Origin of the sequence: Pedobacter foliorum, from assembly GCF_013266735.1 — a bacterium.
Lineage (GTDB): Bacteria > Bacteroidota > Bacteroidia > Sphingobacteriales > Sphingobacteriaceae > Pedobacter > Pedobacter foliorum.
Genome location: NZ_JABSNU010000008.1, coordinates 160,392 through 176,217, shown reverse-complemented (window position 1 = coordinate 176,217; position 15,826 = coordinate 160,392). Strand labels below are relative to the sequence as shown.

Below are 15,826 nucleotides of genomic sequence, written 5' to 3'. Positions count from 1 at the left end.
CTGTATATTGGGTTAATAAATAAATCATTTCTGATGAATTGCTTAATTGTCGATGATCAGGCGGTATTTAGAGCCGTCTTAAAGAAATTAATAAGTTTAGATCCGTCCTTATTTTTGGTTGGTGAATGCACAAATGCTGCCGAAGCACATCAGATTATCCTTAACAACGATATTGATATCATTTTTTTAGATATTGAGATGCCCCGAATGAGTGGAATTGAGCTAGCAAGATTATTGGAGGGTAAAAACCCTATGATTATTTTTACTACTTCTCAAATCGATTATGCTATAGAAGCTTTTGATCTAAACGTGGTTGACTTTTTAACAAAACCAATAGGTTCTGTTCGGTTTCTGAAAGCAGTACAAAAGGCTCGGGATCTGATCAAAACTAGAAAGCCAGTTGCAAATGAAGCGGATGAATTTGTGTTTATCCGAGATTCAAATATTATTAAACGGATTAAATTATCTGATATTTTATACTTTGAAGCTAAGGGAGACTATATAAAAATTTTCCTTTCAAACACAACTTATTCTATTCACTCATCCTTAAAATCTGTAGAACAAAAATTACCAGAAAATATATTTTTCAAAGTGCACAGGTCATTTATTGTTAACCTCGGGAAAATAGATTCTATCGAGGGGGGCACATTAATCGTTAATCACACTATGATTCCTGTATCTGATACTTATAGACCACTCTTGAATAAACGTATGCAAATTCTATAACCATATCTAAGCGCAATCACTTAAATAAATGAAATGAATAGGTTTATATTTAACTGAGTTTGTTTAATTTAAAAACTAAATTAGATTAATCTATTCCTATTTTCACCATGCGCTTACCAAAACTATTGCCTTACCTTTTGCCCGTTCTACTCTTTTGTTATGGCCCAATACAGGGACAGTCCAATTTAATAAAAGCAGAAAAACAGAAATTGGCTTCAGCTAAGGACAGTATTAATTATATCAATTCCATAAACCGCTTAGGAATGCTTTATCATATGAGGAATGTGGATAGCGCTCTTTATTATGGTATCAGGGCTAAAGAGATAGCCACTAGATTGCAGTATGCGAAAGGAACAGCAGATGCCGATAATGTGATCGCTTCTGTGCTCTACATAAGGGGAATGTATCAGGAATCTCTTCAATTGTACACCCATGCATTGGCCGCTTACAGGGTTCAACAGGATAGTGCAAACGTTAGTCAAGTAATGATGAACATGGGTAATGTATATCTAAGTCTTGGTGATTCTACAAAAGGTCTTAATCTTTTCAGACAGGTTATTCGAACAGGAAGAAAAGACAGTATTATGAGCCTGGTGAATGCCAATTATTGCATGAGTAATCCAAGGCTTTCTGATGATAGTAGTCAGTATTATATAGATAAAACTCGGGAAATTGCTTCCAGATATAATGATCACCGAGTATTAATTGCAGTAAATGAGTTAGAATCCGATTTTCTTTTTAAAAAAGGCCGCAATAAAGAATCGCTAAAAGTACTCGTTGCAGCCTTAGCTGAGGCGCGAAAATATGAGATTGATGATCAGGAAATTTACATACTTAATTCCTTCGCCAGATATTATAAAAATCAGCCAGATAGCGCATTAAATTATGCCTGGCGTGGTTACCAATTGGCTAAAGAAAAAGGTTATGTATTGGATTTAATCCCAATGTTGCAGGATATTTTAACCCATACTGAATTATTGGGAAATAAAGACAAAATTATCAGTGTTCAGAAGCTATTGGAGGCCACAATGGCTGAAGAGAATGAGAATCTGAAAAAATTTGTTGGAGATTACATTAAGTACAATACCATACAAGGCGATAATGCTGTTTTAAGTATCGTAAATAAAAATAGTAGAACCAAAATCTGGTTGCTGGTTTCCATTTGTGTAGTCAGCTTATTTTTACTCCTTTTCATTTACCGTTTGTATCAGGTTTCACGTAAGCATGAACTTGAACTCGAGAAACTTAACTTGCAAATATTGGAACAAAACAAGACTTTACAGGTAGCAGATGAATTCAAAAACAAGCTCTTCTCTATTCTAGCACATGATTTCAGGACACCACTTATCTCTACAATAAGTATTGCAGGATTAATGAAGGACAATCCAGAATTTACAAAAGAGGAAATGGAACATTTTTATGGGGATATAGAAAAACGAGCTTCAGATATGCTGGAGTCATTCGACATCATATTGCAATGGATCAAACAACAACTTTCCGGTTACCAATACAAAGCTGAAACACTGGTGCTCCACGACCTTTTCAGCGAATCAGCTGATATTGTTATGCAACAAATAAGCGCAAAAAAAATAACATTGTTAAACCAAATACCAATGCATGCAACTGCCGTATCAGATAAGGAAATGCTACAATTCGTTAATCGAAATTTACTATCTAATGCCATTAAATTCTCTCCTGACGGCGGAACAATTATAATTAGTTGCACACAGGACGATCATTTGATTACAGTATCCGTTACAGACGAAGGACAGGGAATGGATGAGCAAACCCTAGGTAAACTGTTTTCAGTATCCAGTAACTTCGGTTCCTCTACACAACATGGAGCAGGGATAGCCCTTTCCATGTGTAAGGATTTTATTCAAAAACTTGGTGGACAGATTTGGGCTCAGAATGTAGAACCAAATGGAGCTATATTCTCATATTCCATTCCATCAAAAGAAGAGGAATTGACAAAAAAACAGTTGTCAAGGAATCCTTGACAACTGCTAAAGCTACAATTAACGCGGAAATAAGGGAATAAGATCATACACCTCCAGATAAAACATCTTTGCAGTGACTGTTTTCTTATTCAGATATATACTCTGTACCTTACCTGGAGAAACACCATCATAAGGTAATTCCATAGTAACCGTACTTTGGTCCCTCTTATTATTGACATAGTAGTCTTTGGTTTTCGAATCCCTGACCACTACAATCGGATATAACTCCGTCCCATCCTGTTGTTGATGAGCCATCGGTATTTGAACTTTAAGGTAAGGCGTCCATTCTCCCGGCTTAACATTTTCGGCGATTGGAATGGTAGTTGTATTTACCACTATAATGGGGTCGGGCTTGGTACTGTCATAATAGTATTCGAGTACATCAATGTTGATATCTACAGAAGTAGAACCGCCCGAGGGATCCAAATAAAAATTCACGGTATATTCATCTCCCTGGGAATCTGGGTAAGTGTATCCTTTGTTGAAATTCGATCCGTCGAAATAAAAACGAGGAACGGTATTTTGCTTGTCATTAATATTAAATGTTTGACGATAGATGGTCTCTCCATTGCTTTTTCTTCTCAATTCCATGTTGATCTCGTCTTTTTCAAAGGCAAGCTGATCCAAAGGATATACGGTCCTAACTTGTCCATAATACTCACGCATTTTAACACCGTCAAAATATTGTTCAACAGTATCACCCATAACAAAACCACTTATGTTGAAATCTTTGTTAATAGCTTTTATTTTTGGCATTATATGGTTCCCGTCTTTTTCGCAGGCACTGAATAAAAATATAGGCAGGATAGCTACCAGATAAATTATTTTAAATGTTTTGATCATGGTTTACAAAAATTAAAAGTTATAGGATAAAGAAAGACTGAACGTACGGCCTGTATAACGGGTGGATGTTTGCCGGTCGCCAACCTGCCTGTTCGTAGCCTTATCCTTATACCCTTTTTCAAATTTCTCCGAGAAACCAAATTTATATTCGTATTTGTCGTTCCATTCCAAGTTCGTTTTACCCTCATTTCCGGGTTTTAGGTCGTAAGTTGTTGGATCATTGATGAAATAGCGGAAAGGAGCATCAAGCAGGTTGCTCATATTTAATTTGGTTTCTAGTTTTCCTTTAAGAAATCTATAACTAATCTGCGCATCCATTTGGGATCGCGGTCTTTCATACTCTACCAGACTAGGGTCAATCCCTGTAATGAATGTTTTGTACCCTGCGTGGTTATAGGTAACGTTTAGCCCTAGTTTTTTACCGGCATATTGTATTCCTGCATTGTATAGCAATGGAACTTGTCCATATAAAGCACGTGGATATTTCAGGTATTTATAATACACCGTATCGACACCAGCGGGCGTCGTTTCAAACTGTATCTCCCGTGCCCTTACCTCTGATTTTTGAAGAGTAAGGTTACCACTAACGTATACATCCTTTAGAAAAGGAAGTCCGTCATACACAAAACCTAAACTTTTACGAAGCTCAAATTCCCATCCTCTTACTTTTGCCCAGTCGGAATTGGAAATTGTTATGTAGCCACGCCCATTATTTTCATTATCTATCCTGTAATATTCGGCTGGTTTATCAAAATACTTATAAAAATAGGCCACCGACAAAAGTTCGCCTGCGCCGGGAAACAGTTCTATCTTGGCATCGTAATTATCAATAAGAGTACTGCTAACCCCATTGCTCCTTACAACCGATCCGTAGTTGGGGTTGTAACGCGAGAATCTCGAATTTTCCATCAGCCCCGGACGAACGGCCGACTTGGCATAGGATGCACGCAGGTTCAGGTCTTTTAAAGGTGAGTAAGTGATATTTGCCGAAGGCAGAAAATACCAATCCTTCTTTTCTTCAAAAAAGATCTTAACATTCTTGTCTCTCAGCAAACTGGCAGAGTTAACTATGGTATCCAGTTTAAAGTATTCGGCCCGGGCACCCCAAACCACCCGAAGGCTTGGTAGCAATTTATGATCCAACATCACAAATCCGCCTTTATTTATGCTTTTAGCTTCAAATTTATTTGAAGTGTAATCTTTCTTGAAGTAGAACAAACTGTTTTCCGCATTCTCCATACTCATATAATTGCCCCAGTCCTGAATAGGAATCAGTTCTACCGGAACCGTTGAATTTGTCCCTTTTACTATCGGAAGCACCTGCCAGTCATAAAATGCATGTTTTTTTAAATAGTTAACACCGGTTTTAAAGATATGGCTGGTTTTGCCGAGTTTAAAATCGTATGCGGCACTAATTACACCATCAATATTATTTTCCTTGTAGAGGTATTCATCACGGTGCAGCGCACCAGGGCCGGGGTCGCTTACGGTACCTGGCTGATAAGTGTACAGTACTCTGTTTCCGATTTCTCTGGCGCCCATCGAGGCCGAAATTGCATCCCGTTCCTCCGATTTCAAAGAAGTTCTGGCTAAACCCCATTCAATCTTTATTGAATTAAAACGATGGATACCACTTACTTTGTTTTGCAGCAAATCTGTAAATTTAGGCCTGTCATCTTCCAGTATACCCCCATATTTCATGTCCGTTTCATTTTTTGGATTTTCAAAAGACCATCCGGTATAACGACTAAACCTATTATCGAATATCCTTGTATATAAATTATAGGTATTGATCTGGTGGCTTTCTGTTTTAAAACCACCATTTAGCAATAATCCTAAGGTGGTATTAAACCCATATATATTCCCGGTATTTACATCCGTAGGATCATCTCCGCGTGTAGGTTCATGAGACCAATCTCCCCTGCGCATGGAAGAAACGTAATCATTGCTTTGCGTGTTGCGATAGCTCAACGAACCCACAAAACCAATTTTATGTTCTTTGGTCTTGCTAGGCGAATACACTCTGCCCAAACTCAGTTGGTAATTTTGTGATGGCATTGATTGAAAAAGACGTGCACCTAAGCGCTCTGTTCCTCCTATACGTTTGTTCTCCTCAGCTACCTGTGTAGCTTTGATTTCGTTCTGACTTTCATCCTTTGTTGGGTCAAATTTGCCCACAAGGTTCAGCAATCCATTCGGGAAATGATCTCTGCTTCCATCATCAAAACCCAGGTAGTCATACTTGCTGCGACCATAACCCAGAAAATCTTTCCCGGTGGTACGGCTGTTAAAAGAGGTACCTGCACTTACGGAAAGAAAATTGCTTTCAGGTACAGATTTAGTAGTAATCTGAACCAAACCACCGGCAAATCCATAAGGCATGTCAGCTGTGATGGATTTGGCAACCACAATATTGTCAACCAGATTCGTTGGGATCAGGTTAAATTCGAAGTCACGCTCTTGCACATCTGTACTCGGCAATGCGCTTCCGTTCAGCAACGACACATTATAACGCTCGGCAATACCACGGATAACTACTTTCCTATTTTCGTTGGTAGATACCCCGGTGATCCGTTTCAGGGTTTCTCCTACGTGTTTATCCGGCGTTGCACTGATTTGTTCTGCAGAGATTCCATCTGAAAGATTGGACATGTTTTTCTGCTGCGCATATAAACCCACTACCGATGCTTTTTTGTAACTGGATGTGATCGTTACCTCGGATAAGCCTTTTGAATCCGGTTTCATGGAAATATCCAGCGCCGTGTTTTCCCCAGACCTCACCACAACATCGGTTATGCGTTGTTTTTGATAAGAGATATAACTGACCTCCATGGTGTAAGTCCCTGACTTAAGGCTTATACTATACTTTCCATCTACCATAGTTTGCACAGTCTGACCGGTTTCTACAATCTTAATACTGGTGCTGGGCATCACTTCGCCCCTGTCGTCCACTACTTTGCCCTTAATACGTCCGGGCTGTTGCGGAACCGACTTTGCGTCAATAATAATGTAATTTTTAAAGAGCCGATATTTGAGATTGGTTTTCTCCAGAATGCTTCTTAAAACAGCTGCTGCTGTAATATTATTGCTGTTTAACGTGATCTTTTTTCTTTCCTTTTCGAGCATGTCACCTTCATAGGAAATCCTGATGCCGCTTTTCTGCGAAAGTGTAATGAGCCCTTCCTCTACAGAAGCGTGGTTAAGTTTAATCTCAATCTTTAGCTGATCGAGATTTTGGCCCCGTACATCACTGGCAAGCATGACACCTATGAAGGTGAGCTGCAGGGCCGCAATAATCAGGGATAATTTCATGATAAATGGAATTGTTGGGCGTAGTTTTCCTACATTATGCATATTTTTGAATGTTAATGTTGTTTGATAAAAGCACTTTAATTGTATCCGGGCCTGGCCTGGAGCATTTCACCTGCAGTACAGCGTCTTGGTAAACATGTTACTGCATGTGATCACATCTTCCGTTTCCGGATTACCGGGAACGGATTTTTTGTTTTAGTAAAGATTAACCGTTCATTTTTCTCCTTTCCTTTTTTGTCTTATTTGCTCCCAGATATAACGACTTTCTGCCTTCCATTAAAGTAGTACTCCAGATGGGCTGTATTACAGATAATGTCGAGAACATCCGAAAGGGCCAACCTCCCGTCTACGCTCAAAGAGAGGCGTTTGTTTCCCCTTACCGATTTAGCGAAACTGATATCTACATCATACCAGTTTTCCAGTTCAGCTGCAATTTGTGCCAGCGAACGATTTCTGAAAGATATTTCTCCTGTTGCCCAACCTTTAACCGCACGGATGTCGGCAGATATTGCCACGGCCTTTTCACTCTTTCCATCCCACCTTATGCCTTCTCCCGGAATCAGTACTGCAAGTTCAGTGGCGCCTTTTCCTCTTTCCATTCTTGACACCCTCACCTTGCCAGTAGCTACTTCAACAGATAGCGGATCTCCTTTAAATGCGGTGATTTTGAATGAGGTACCCAATACTGTGGTCCGTATTTTATCTGTATAGATCACAAAAGGTCGCTCTGGATTTTTTGATACTTCAAAAAAAGCTTCCCCGGTAAGTGTTAGCATTCGTTCTTTCACGGCAAATCGCTCTGGAAAACTAATACTACTACCCGCGCCCAGATAAACCACCGAGCTGTCTGGCAGCATAATCCTAGAACGAATACCCCTTGGATTCGTTTTCTCTATCATAGCATTCACTGTTGTAGTGGCTTGCCTGGTCACTCCCAACGGCCCTGCAAGAAAATACCCACCAATACCCAATAGCACCAAACAAGCAGCAGCATAGCCTGTCCACTGTGTAGACCAGAATCTGACGGATTTTTTTCTGAAATATTTGTCACGGAACTGCTGATTCCATTCTTCCACAGCTGTTTCATCGGGCTGCTCATTTTCCATAGCAGAAAAGTCAACTTCAAGTAACTTTTCCAATGCTTGCTGCCATTCTGGATCTTGAAGAAACTGCTTTACCTGGATCATATCCTCAGGCGTGCATCTGTCATTGATGTAGCGAATTAAAAGTTTCTTGTCAATTTCTTTCTTCATGCTTATGGTATGAGAGCAAGGTGCTCTATCTATACATACCGTAAGAAATGGCTTTTATACCCAATAGGAACTGAGATTATTATTCAATAAAGCCATAAAACACTGATAATGAAACGAAAAAATTTATTAAAAACTTAAAATCTCAATAGTGGCTAGAAAAAAAATGGCGATCTCCCCATTTTTTCGAAGGAAGTTTCTTACCGTACAAAAAGAATCTGTAAGATGACGGTTTACTGTTTTTGGAGAGATACCTAATTCATCTCCTATTTCCTGATAGCTCATCCCTTGCTGCTGACGCATTTCAAAGACCAGTCTTCTTTGAGGACTAAGACAATCTAAGCTTTCCTGATATAATGTATTTAGTTCACGATAGTTGATCCGGTCATCAGTTTGTTCAACCGACATAGGCTCAGTGACCATCTTCTCGATGGGTAGAAAAAGAAGGCTTTTCTTTCTGAACTGATCAACAATCGCAGCTTTCAGTAAATGAAAAAGGAATGGTTCCAGACTTTGACTGTTATTAGCTAAAGTATCTTTTTTCTGCCAGGCCTTAAACATTACGTCCATTGCCATTTCCTTTGCCAGTTCCGAATCAGGAGTGTAACGGGACGCAAATCTGAGCAGTTTATGAAAATGAAGTTTAAATAATTGGTTGAATACGCTTTCATCCCCGTTTTTCCAAAGGCTAATCAATTCACGTTCGTCTATCGGGTTTGAGGGCATCTCTACCAGTTTTATTTCTACCAAAAGTACGGCACAAGTAAATAACGATAGGTTAAATGTATGTTAACTGTTTGTTAGGTTTAATCCAGGAATATGAATGTTAATTTATCAACACTAAAACTTAATCAGTAACTCTTCGGAAATCAGTTTATCATTATTGTAATATTCAAAAAACCATTTTCCGTCTTTTTTCAGTACGATTCCTTTGTATTTGCCATTCTCTGCAATAAAACAATCCGGTATAGAGGTTTTAAATAGAGTCAGTACTTTTTTGGGGGTAGTATCTATCAACTGAAAACCATTTGCAGTTACCTGGGCATATAATGTTCCTGAGGGCTCGGTACTTTCAACTGCTACTGTCTGTTGATTTGCGGGTACGACAGCAACTTCCGGTGCTTTTACGCTTTCAACCTTTGCTACTTCACCGGCAAAAGCATAAGGAAGCTCATTTAAAGAAGCAAAAGTGTTTTTTAAAGCATCATTATAAGCCGTACCAAATTCCTTTTCTCTGCTTTTACATTCTTTGCCTTTAAAAACCACATTACCTTGGCAGTCTTTTAATATCAGCGTAAGTGTGGTTGTAAACATCCCTTTTTTCTCTATAAGATCGGCGGTCATCGTCTTACATTTATTATTTGCTATCTCAGTTGGTAAGTCTTTATTATCAAAATAAACCGTAAAGCCCTTTTCCTCCAGCAGTTTTTTACTTAGGCTGTTTAGACCATACTGGTTCACCTCTTTAAAAAAGCTATATTGCTCCGGCACCAGTACGTATTTGTAGTTGTTAATCGTGTTTTGAGCATACCCCGACACTGTCGCGAATAATAAAAGTAGCAGAAGATATCTTTTCATGGTATAACAAATTCTAAGCTTATAAAGATAACGCTTTAGTTTCTGGCCATCAATATCATTCCGAAATACCTAGGTTAATTATATTGAATTTCTCTTATAGTAAGATAAGAGCTTGTTTTATTTTTGTTAGCTAGCAAAGTCCAGTTACCTGCTTTGTCATAAACATACTTAAAGCGCTTTTTAAAGAGAAAGGCACCGCTATAATTATAACGAATCTCCTCATTCAACTGACCTTCAAAATCATAATTAAATTTATTTGTATAAAGTATATAACCATTGGTTGCATATACCCGCGTACTCAAATGCCTCCCTTTAATATCCGACGTATAAATAGCCTGAAAGCTCTTATCAGATGAGTCAGGTACGATATGAATCAATTTTAGCAATGCTTTCTGATCATCATACTTAAATGATTCAGAATACAGTAATTTCCCTTTAGAGTTATAACTAGTCATCCTAACAAGCTCACCATCAATACTATAATCATACCGCTTCAGATAATCTGAGTTTACTGAAGTATATTTTTCAGCAAGTTTCTTTCCCTTATCATCGTATACATGCCTTATTCTGTAGGTTTCTCCTAATTCCTCAAAAAGTTCATCATCCTCATAAATATAAGAGACCTTCTGACTAACCTTATTACTGTCAATAGTATCATAAACTATTCTTTCTATCAACACACCCTTTTGATCATAAATAAATTTATTCTTACTAACTAACATCTTTATCCCCTGAGAGGTATCATAACAACTTTCCATAAAGGATTTAATGTTTCCCTTTGGCCTTCGCTCATCTCCAAATACAGGATACTGACCGTACAATACAGATGGAACTATAAGCAACATAATTAGAAAAAATCCGACTTTCATATACTGGATCATTCAACTTTGAATCTAAATACTTGCCTTCCAATATTTCCTTCTTCATCAATACCTTCTACAGTCACACGGTAATTACCTTTCATATCTGAGGTATAAAAATTGAAGTTCATGGGTTCGTTTTCATTAGGAATTAGGTCCGGATTCCAATATACAGCAGACCTTAAATCAGAATAACGTTCATTAGTTGCCACTTCATATTTAGGCGAATAGAACTCTCTGGACTTGCTAAATCCTTGTGGCATGAATTTAGCAATATTGGGAGTATATACCTGATCTCGTTTATCATGCCGTTTGGTTATAATTAGCAGAGCCGATTTGACTCCATTTTCGGAATCCCTAACAAGGCTATTAATTAAAGCAATGTTTGTCCTAACAACTTCAATTTTACCAATATTCGAAGGGTCAATACTATTGCCGTCAAAAATCTCTGCCATTTCAACCGTATCTACTATTTTACGCCCGTCAACATAAACATCCATTGGCACCAACATTTGCGCATTAGTATGAATATCCATCTGTCTGCAATGAGGATAATTAATAACATTTTTATTTTCTAGTTTCATAAATGTCACTCCGTGAATCTTTCCTTGCAAACAAATACCAAGTGTCGCGCAACTTTCAGGATTAGTCAATACAAAAGTCTGATCTGCGTGCCCCTCAGGAATTTGGGCAGAACCTTGAGGTGTAAATTTTATACTCTCTAACTTTTTTGCCCGGATGATTATTTCCCTCAATCTCCTGGAGCGGTCTGCTTTAAGCGTTAATGGATCATTTTGAACTTGGATGATTTGATTTTGATGATCATTAAAGTCGGGTCCGTTTTTGTTGATACTAATTTCAGGAAAAACCGGTCGATCAATTGACACTTCTACCCTATCTCCACCCTTTGGGCTTTTGGCCTGAACATTAAATCTAACACCCTCGTTAATCATCATCCCTTCAACTTTAAACCTCCCGTTCTGGTCAGTACGAGCATCTTCCATAATCCCAGAATTTAATGCAATTAGAGTAACCCTGGAACCCGAAACAGGCTTACCTCCAAGTGTTTTCACCACCCCGGCAACATTTACACCAATTCTCTCGGCAGGATATTTTGGAGGTAATGGATGATAGAAGTCATTTAATATAAACTTTCTATAGCCCTGAGTCAGCATTAAATTATCCAATTGGCCATCAATTTCAGTTCCGCTTCTGTTAAAATAATAGTTCGGATTTTCAATGTACCCTTTCAGGTCCGAGGAGAGTAATAGATTAGATAAGATGGTGCTTTCTTTATCTCCCGTATCAGGCACCACTGCTTCACTCACTACCGAGACAGAAAAGCTACCTTTTACCAATTTACCAACAATATTTGCAGGAGCAACCTGCATCTGTACCAGTGATCTGTATTTATAAGTCAGCTTGTCAGATGTAATTTCAAGCTTTAGCGGACTCTCTTTCTTCACAAAGAAGACCCTTTCGCTTAGTGGAGTGTCCAATTTTTCATAAAGTGTAACAGTGGCAATCCCTGGAGGAAAAAGACTTCGCTTGACTTTTATTTCCGAATTCAACTGATCAGCCGATACAGAAGATGAGAAAATCTGCTCTCCTCCGGATTGCACCAATAAATTTAACCCTGAAGGTATTGAAGTAAGTGATGCAGGGGCTTTAACTTTGATCGCAATAAAATCGTCCGCGGGCTGAGATACGGAAAGTGCAAAATTATCATTAACTGCAACAGGAAAATTGATTGTTCGTTCAGATTGATCCGAAAATACAACCTTAGCCTTATAAACTTTACCCAATTGCGGTTTAAACTCAAAACTACCCATTCCTGCATAGACGCTCGAAAAACTGATCAAAGCCTTCCCTTCATCATCTATTATTTCTCCATTTATCTTAACCCCAGCTCCATTGACACCTACTGCCTTAAATCCAATTCTTGAAGTGACTCCATTAATTAAGTTCCCCCCCTCCGGGAAAAACTGAACATCAGTGTCAATGTGTTCTACATTTAATGGAACAATCTTAGTGATTTCATTATTTGCATTAAGCCTCAAGTAGGCTTCAACATAAACCTTTTTAGCTAAAATGCGCTCATCATTAACCACTAGGATTTCTATACTACCCTCCCCATCTGTTTTAATCGATTTATTGTTGATGGTATTGTATTCTGAAACAACCTTGTACTTCACAACTTTCCCTGAGATAGGTTTGCCTTCAGTATCCGTATAGTTAATTTTAGTTGTAATATGAGTTTCACCGTTGATTTTTTCATATCTGGTAGAGGTAACGACCTTAGCTTCGTTCACATATGTGTTGCTTACAGCAAAACTCTTATCAAAAAAATAATCGGGAGACTTGTTTCTCATCCATTGTGTGTAGGCTCTAATTCGATAAATTCCAGCCAGGCAATCATCACCTAATATCAAGTCCCCACTAGCAACACCGTCCGCAACAGGGAGTCTTACCGATCTATACATAGAATCTTTTTCATTGATTAAATCAACATACACAGACCCGCTTAATGCTGATAAAACATTTCTTGATCCCTGGGTTATGTATGCTTTAAACCAAAGCGTATCTCCAAGGTTATAATTAGGCTTGTTGGTGTGAATATATACCTTTTCTTGTTCAACAATCTGTGCTACTGCTCCAGACATAAATGAGGTGAAAAGCATTACAGTATTAAGCAGAAATAATAACCGAGCGTTTTTTGTTATCATACCTAGCTAATATATAAATTAATCAACTGATGATCAAACCATTGATAAATTCATTTACTTACTATTACCAAGTTTATTTCAGCTTATTTGTATCAACCTCCCAATTATCAGTTCTAAAAGGTGCTATTGGCAAACCAGCTTTACTAAAAAGATTACCCAATCCTGCATTGCTAAATTGGTAGCGGACTGCCATCGGTATTTTTACTAGCTTATTTGAAACAATGATTTTATTCCCTTTGATTTTAACGGTTGCGGGGTAAAATACTTTGTCCGCTCCGGCAATATAAATTTCCTTTGGCTTATCACCTTTAAGTATTAACCCTGTTTCTGCGTAATCAAAATCTACCTCTGCATTAATGCCATTGACATTTAAAGATTTAAAAATTGGACTTTTATATGGACCTTTTTTCAAACCGTAGGTTTCTGCTAAAGCGAGGTTAGCTAGACGCAAGCCTACATCTTTCTTATTGGTTGGATGGATGTTTAGCGTATCGCTAACCAAATCCGAAACCACCACCATTCCTGTCTTTTCTGTAGAAAGGTTCTTCGTCTGTGCTTCTCTCAATAATGCCCCGATGTTATTACTATCATACTTATAAGGGGCTATTTGTACATAATAAAATGGAAAATTATTATCCCAGGCCTTACGCCACGCACTTATCATGGTATTCATTAATTCAGTATAGCTTGATGCAGTTGCCGTATTACTTTCTCCCTGATACCAGATTACACCTGCTATATTATAATTAACAAGGGGTGCAATCATTGAATTATAACCATAACCCGGGGAGATGGGCCACCACGGAGCAGGTGTTTTTTGGGCTGCTGCCTCTTTTAGACCCGCATTACCCTCCACTAAATTTTCGGGTGTCCAAACTTCGGCAGGTGTGCCACCCCAATTACTACTAATCAATCCTATCGGTACATTTAAATCTTTATTCAGCTCTTTCCCAAAATAATAACCCACGGCACTAAACGCCTTTAAGGTATTGCTATCGCAAACCACCCAGCTACCTTCAGTATTATCTTGGGGTGTTTTTGAAGTTGTTTTAGGTACTTTAAATAGTTTGATATTTAACTTGCTAAGTTGCAAAAACTCCTCCTTAATACTAGTCAGTCCATTATTGTGGCTCCACTCCATATTAGATTGTCCACCGCACACCCATACCTCACCAATAAATATATTCTCAAGTGTGATTTTATTTTCGCCTTCAAAAACAATAGTATATGGCCCGCCTGCTTGTGGCGTTTCAATACTAATTTGCCAATGTGCATTTCCATCTGTTAATGCCTCAACAATTTTCTTGTCCCATGATGTAGTAATTTTGATCTTTTCACCAGGTGAACCCCAACCCCAAAGCTTAGAAGTTGATTTCTGTTGCAATACCATGTTGCTACCTAATATATTGGGCAAACGAATATTGGCATATAGCGATAACGTCGCAAGAAAAAGTACAAGGGTAAAAAGTGTTTTTTTCATAATCTATCTATTACCGATTTTAAAGTAGTGGCCTGTGTTTTACATCGCTCCAATAATAAATATCACATCTAAATTGGTAATACAAAAATTTAACTTCCAAAACTATCCAACATCTCGAAAGTTGGAACAAAAAACAAACTTCCCGTATGGGGAGTACTAAAGTCTAAGATCCTATCATAGTTTCCTATTGGCGAACCTATAAACATATTGGTCAGCATTTTTTTTACAGTATTAAATGAGCTTGCATAGGCGATAAAATAGGTACCCATTTGATTAGTTGAAACATTTCCGAAAGGCATATTATCCCGAACTATTTTTAATTCGTCTCCCACGTTCGCAAGAGCTGAATGAGAATTAGAGGGCTTCACTTCATCGGGCATTTCGATATCATCAGCTTTAGACCTTCCAATTACCTTTTCCTGTTCATCCACCTTCAAAGATTTCCATGCCCTCATGTCATGAATATATTTCTGTACAAAAAGATAGCTGCCGCCTTTATAATAAGGGTCTTCATCTCCGATAATCCCAAAATATTGTCTGTCTTCACCCTGCGGATTCTCAGTTCCATCCACAAAACCTAAAATACTGCGACTATCCCAGTATCTAAATCCGTGAATTTCTTCAACACTTTCTGCCACATCGGTTAAAATTTCTGAGATCGTAGAAGCTGCATCTATACAAAAGCTGTATGTATCAGAGCGAATATGCAAATGTAAGTCGCCTTTTGTGGCCACTGCTGTATGTTTGGTACCAGCTATTGGGACAAAGGCTTCAAATTCTTTGGGAAGTGGTACAGGTAAATTCAATAATTGCCATGCCTCATAGCCAATACCCAAAACTATACTGGCTTTAGAATTTGGAAATCGAGTATTGGCTGAATTGTTAAGATTGCCAATCAGTGCACAAAGCCTCTTGAACGAATCTTTTATGGCATCTTTTTGGGTAAAATTCCATACCATAAAAATGGTATTGTTATTAGGATAATCTAATACATTTTGCGAATTGATGCTCATAAAAACTATAACTATATTTCCTCAAAATTTAATTAAAT

11 protein-coding genes are annotated in these 15,826 nt (G+C 38.1%); 2 read left to right on the top strand and 9 right to left on the bottom strand.

Annotation, left to right across the window (positions count from 1 at the left end; genetic code table 11):
* Window positions 1–33 precede the first annotated feature (33 nt).
* Window positions 34–726 carry a LytR/AlgR family response regulator transcription factor gene (locus HQN83_RS16815; protein WP_173091489.1) on the top strand — a complete coding sequence of 231 codons (693 nt, stop codon included), beginning with the start codon at window positions 34–36 and terminating at the stop codon, window positions 724–726.
* A 107-nt stretch (window positions 727–833) separates the two neighbouring features.
* Window positions 834–2,726 (top strand): tetratricopeptide repeat-containing sensor histidine kinase, encoded by a 1,893-nt coding sequence (locus HQN83_RS16810; RefSeq protein WP_173091487.1) that lies wholly within the window; start codon window positions 834–836, stop codon window positions 2,724–2,726.
* 18 nt (window positions 2,727–2,744) lie between these two features.
* Here HQN83_RS16810 and HQN83_RS16805 read toward each other — a convergent pair whose 3' ends face one another.
* The 9 genes from HQN83_RS16805 to HQN83_RS16765 all read right to left on the bottom strand — a co-directional run bounded on the left by HQN83_RS16805 (window position 2,745) and on the right by HQN83_RS16765 (window position 15,788).
* Complete coding sequence (locus HQN83_RS16805) at window positions 2,745–3,569, bottom strand: hypothetical protein (RefSeq protein ID WP_173091486.1); 825 nt, start codon at window positions 3,567–3,569, stop codon at window positions 2,745–2,747.
* Between the two features lie 12 nt (window positions 3,570–3,581).
* Window positions 3,582–6,881: a TonB-dependent receptor gene (locus HQN83_RS16800; protein ID WP_173091484.1), complete on the bottom strand. Its 3,300-nt coding sequence runs from the start codon at window positions 6,879–6,881 to the stop codon at window positions 3,582–3,584.
* Window positions 6,882–7,120: 239 nt separating this feature from the next.
* Window positions 7,121–8,134 carry a FecR family protein gene (locus tag HQN83_RS16795; RefSeq protein ID WP_173091483.1) on the bottom strand — a complete coding sequence of 338 codons (1,014 nt, stop codon included), beginning with the start codon at window positions 8,132–8,134 and terminating at the stop codon, window positions 7,121–7,123.
* 126 nt (window positions 8,135–8,260) lie between these two features.
* A complete protein-coding gene (locus HQN83_RS16790) occupies window positions 8,261–8,857 on the bottom strand; it encodes a sigma-70 family RNA polymerase sigma factor (protein ID WP_173091482.1) in 597 nt (198 codons plus the stop codon).
* Window positions 8,858–8,971: 114 nt separating this feature from the next.
* Complete coding sequence (locus HQN83_RS16785; protein WP_173091481.1) at window positions 8,972–9,709, bottom strand: hypothetical protein; 738 nt, start codon at window positions 9,707–9,709, stop codon at window positions 8,972–8,974.
* Window positions 9,710–9,783: 74 nt separating this feature from the next.
* The gene (locus HQN83_RS16780) at window positions 9,784–10,578 is read right to left on the bottom strand and encodes a hypothetical protein (RefSeq protein WP_173091480.1); all 795 of its coding nucleotides are present in this window, start codon (window positions 10,576–10,578) and stop codon (window positions 9,784–9,786) included.
* A gap of 8 nt (window positions 10,579–10,586) precedes the next feature.
* The gene (locus tag HQN83_RS16775; RefSeq protein ID WP_173091479.1) at window positions 10,587–13,295 is read right to left on the bottom strand and encodes a carboxypeptidase-like regulatory domain-containing protein; all 2,709 of its coding nucleotides are present in this window, start codon (window positions 13,293–13,295) and stop codon (window positions 10,587–10,589) included.
* A 73-nt stretch (window positions 13,296–13,368) separates the two neighbouring features.
* On the bottom strand, window positions 13,369–14,775 hold the full coding sequence (locus HQN83_RS16770) for a sialate O-acetylesterase (protein ID WP_173091478.1): 1,407 nt from the start codon (window positions 14,773–14,775) through the stop codon (window positions 13,369–13,371).
* Window positions 14,776–14,864: 89 nt separating this feature from the next.
* On the bottom strand, window positions 14,865–15,788 hold the full coding sequence (locus HQN83_RS16765) for a Dyp-type peroxidase (RefSeq protein WP_173091477.1): 924 nt from the start codon (window positions 15,786–15,788) through the stop codon (window positions 14,865–14,867).
* Window positions 15,789–15,826: the final 38 nt, after the last annotated feature.

Bases quoted from the DNA above. Each gene is read 5' to 3' on its own strand.
- HQN83_RS16815 (WP_173091489.1), top strand. From the start codon at position 34: ATGAATTGCTTAATTGTCGATGATCAGGCGGTATTTAGAGCCGTCTTA.
- HQN83_RS16810 (WP_173091487.1), top strand. From the start codon at position 834: ATGCGCTTACCAAAACTATTGCCTTACCTTTTGCCCGTTCTACTCTTT.
- HQN83_RS16805 (WP_173091486.1), bottom strand. From the start codon at position 3,569: ATGATCAAAACATTTAAAATAATTTATCTGGTAGCTATCCTGCCTATA.
- HQN83_RS16800 (WP_173091484.1), bottom strand. From the start codon at position 6,881: ATGAAATTATCCCTGATTATTGCGGCCCTGCAGCTCACCTTCATAGGT.
- HQN83_RS16795 (WP_173091483.1), bottom strand. From the start codon at position 8,134: ATGAAGAAAGAAATTGACAAGAAACTTTTAATTCGCTACATCAATGAC.
- HQN83_RS16790 (WP_173091482.1), bottom strand. From the start codon at position 8,857: ATGCCCTCAAACCCGATAGACGAACGTGAATTGATTAGCCTTTGGAAA.
- HQN83_RS16785 (WP_173091481.1), bottom strand. From the start codon at position 9,709: ATGAAAAGATATCTTCTGCTACTTTTATTATTCGCGACAGTGTCGGGG.
- HQN83_RS16780 (WP_173091480.1), bottom strand. From the start codon at position 10,578: ATGAAAGTCGGATTTTTTCTAATTATGTTGCTTATAGTTCCATCTGTA.
- HQN83_RS16775 (WP_173091479.1), bottom strand. From the start codon at position 13,295: ATGATAACAAAAAACGCTCGGTTATTATTTCTGCTTAATACTGTAATG.
- HQN83_RS16770 (WP_173091478.1), bottom strand. From the start codon at position 14,775: ATGAAAAAAACACTTTTTACCCTTGTACTTTTTCTTGCGACGTTATCG.
- HQN83_RS16765 (WP_173091477.1), bottom strand. From the start codon at position 15,788: ATGAGCATCAATTCGCAAAATGTATTAGATTATCCTAATAACAATACC.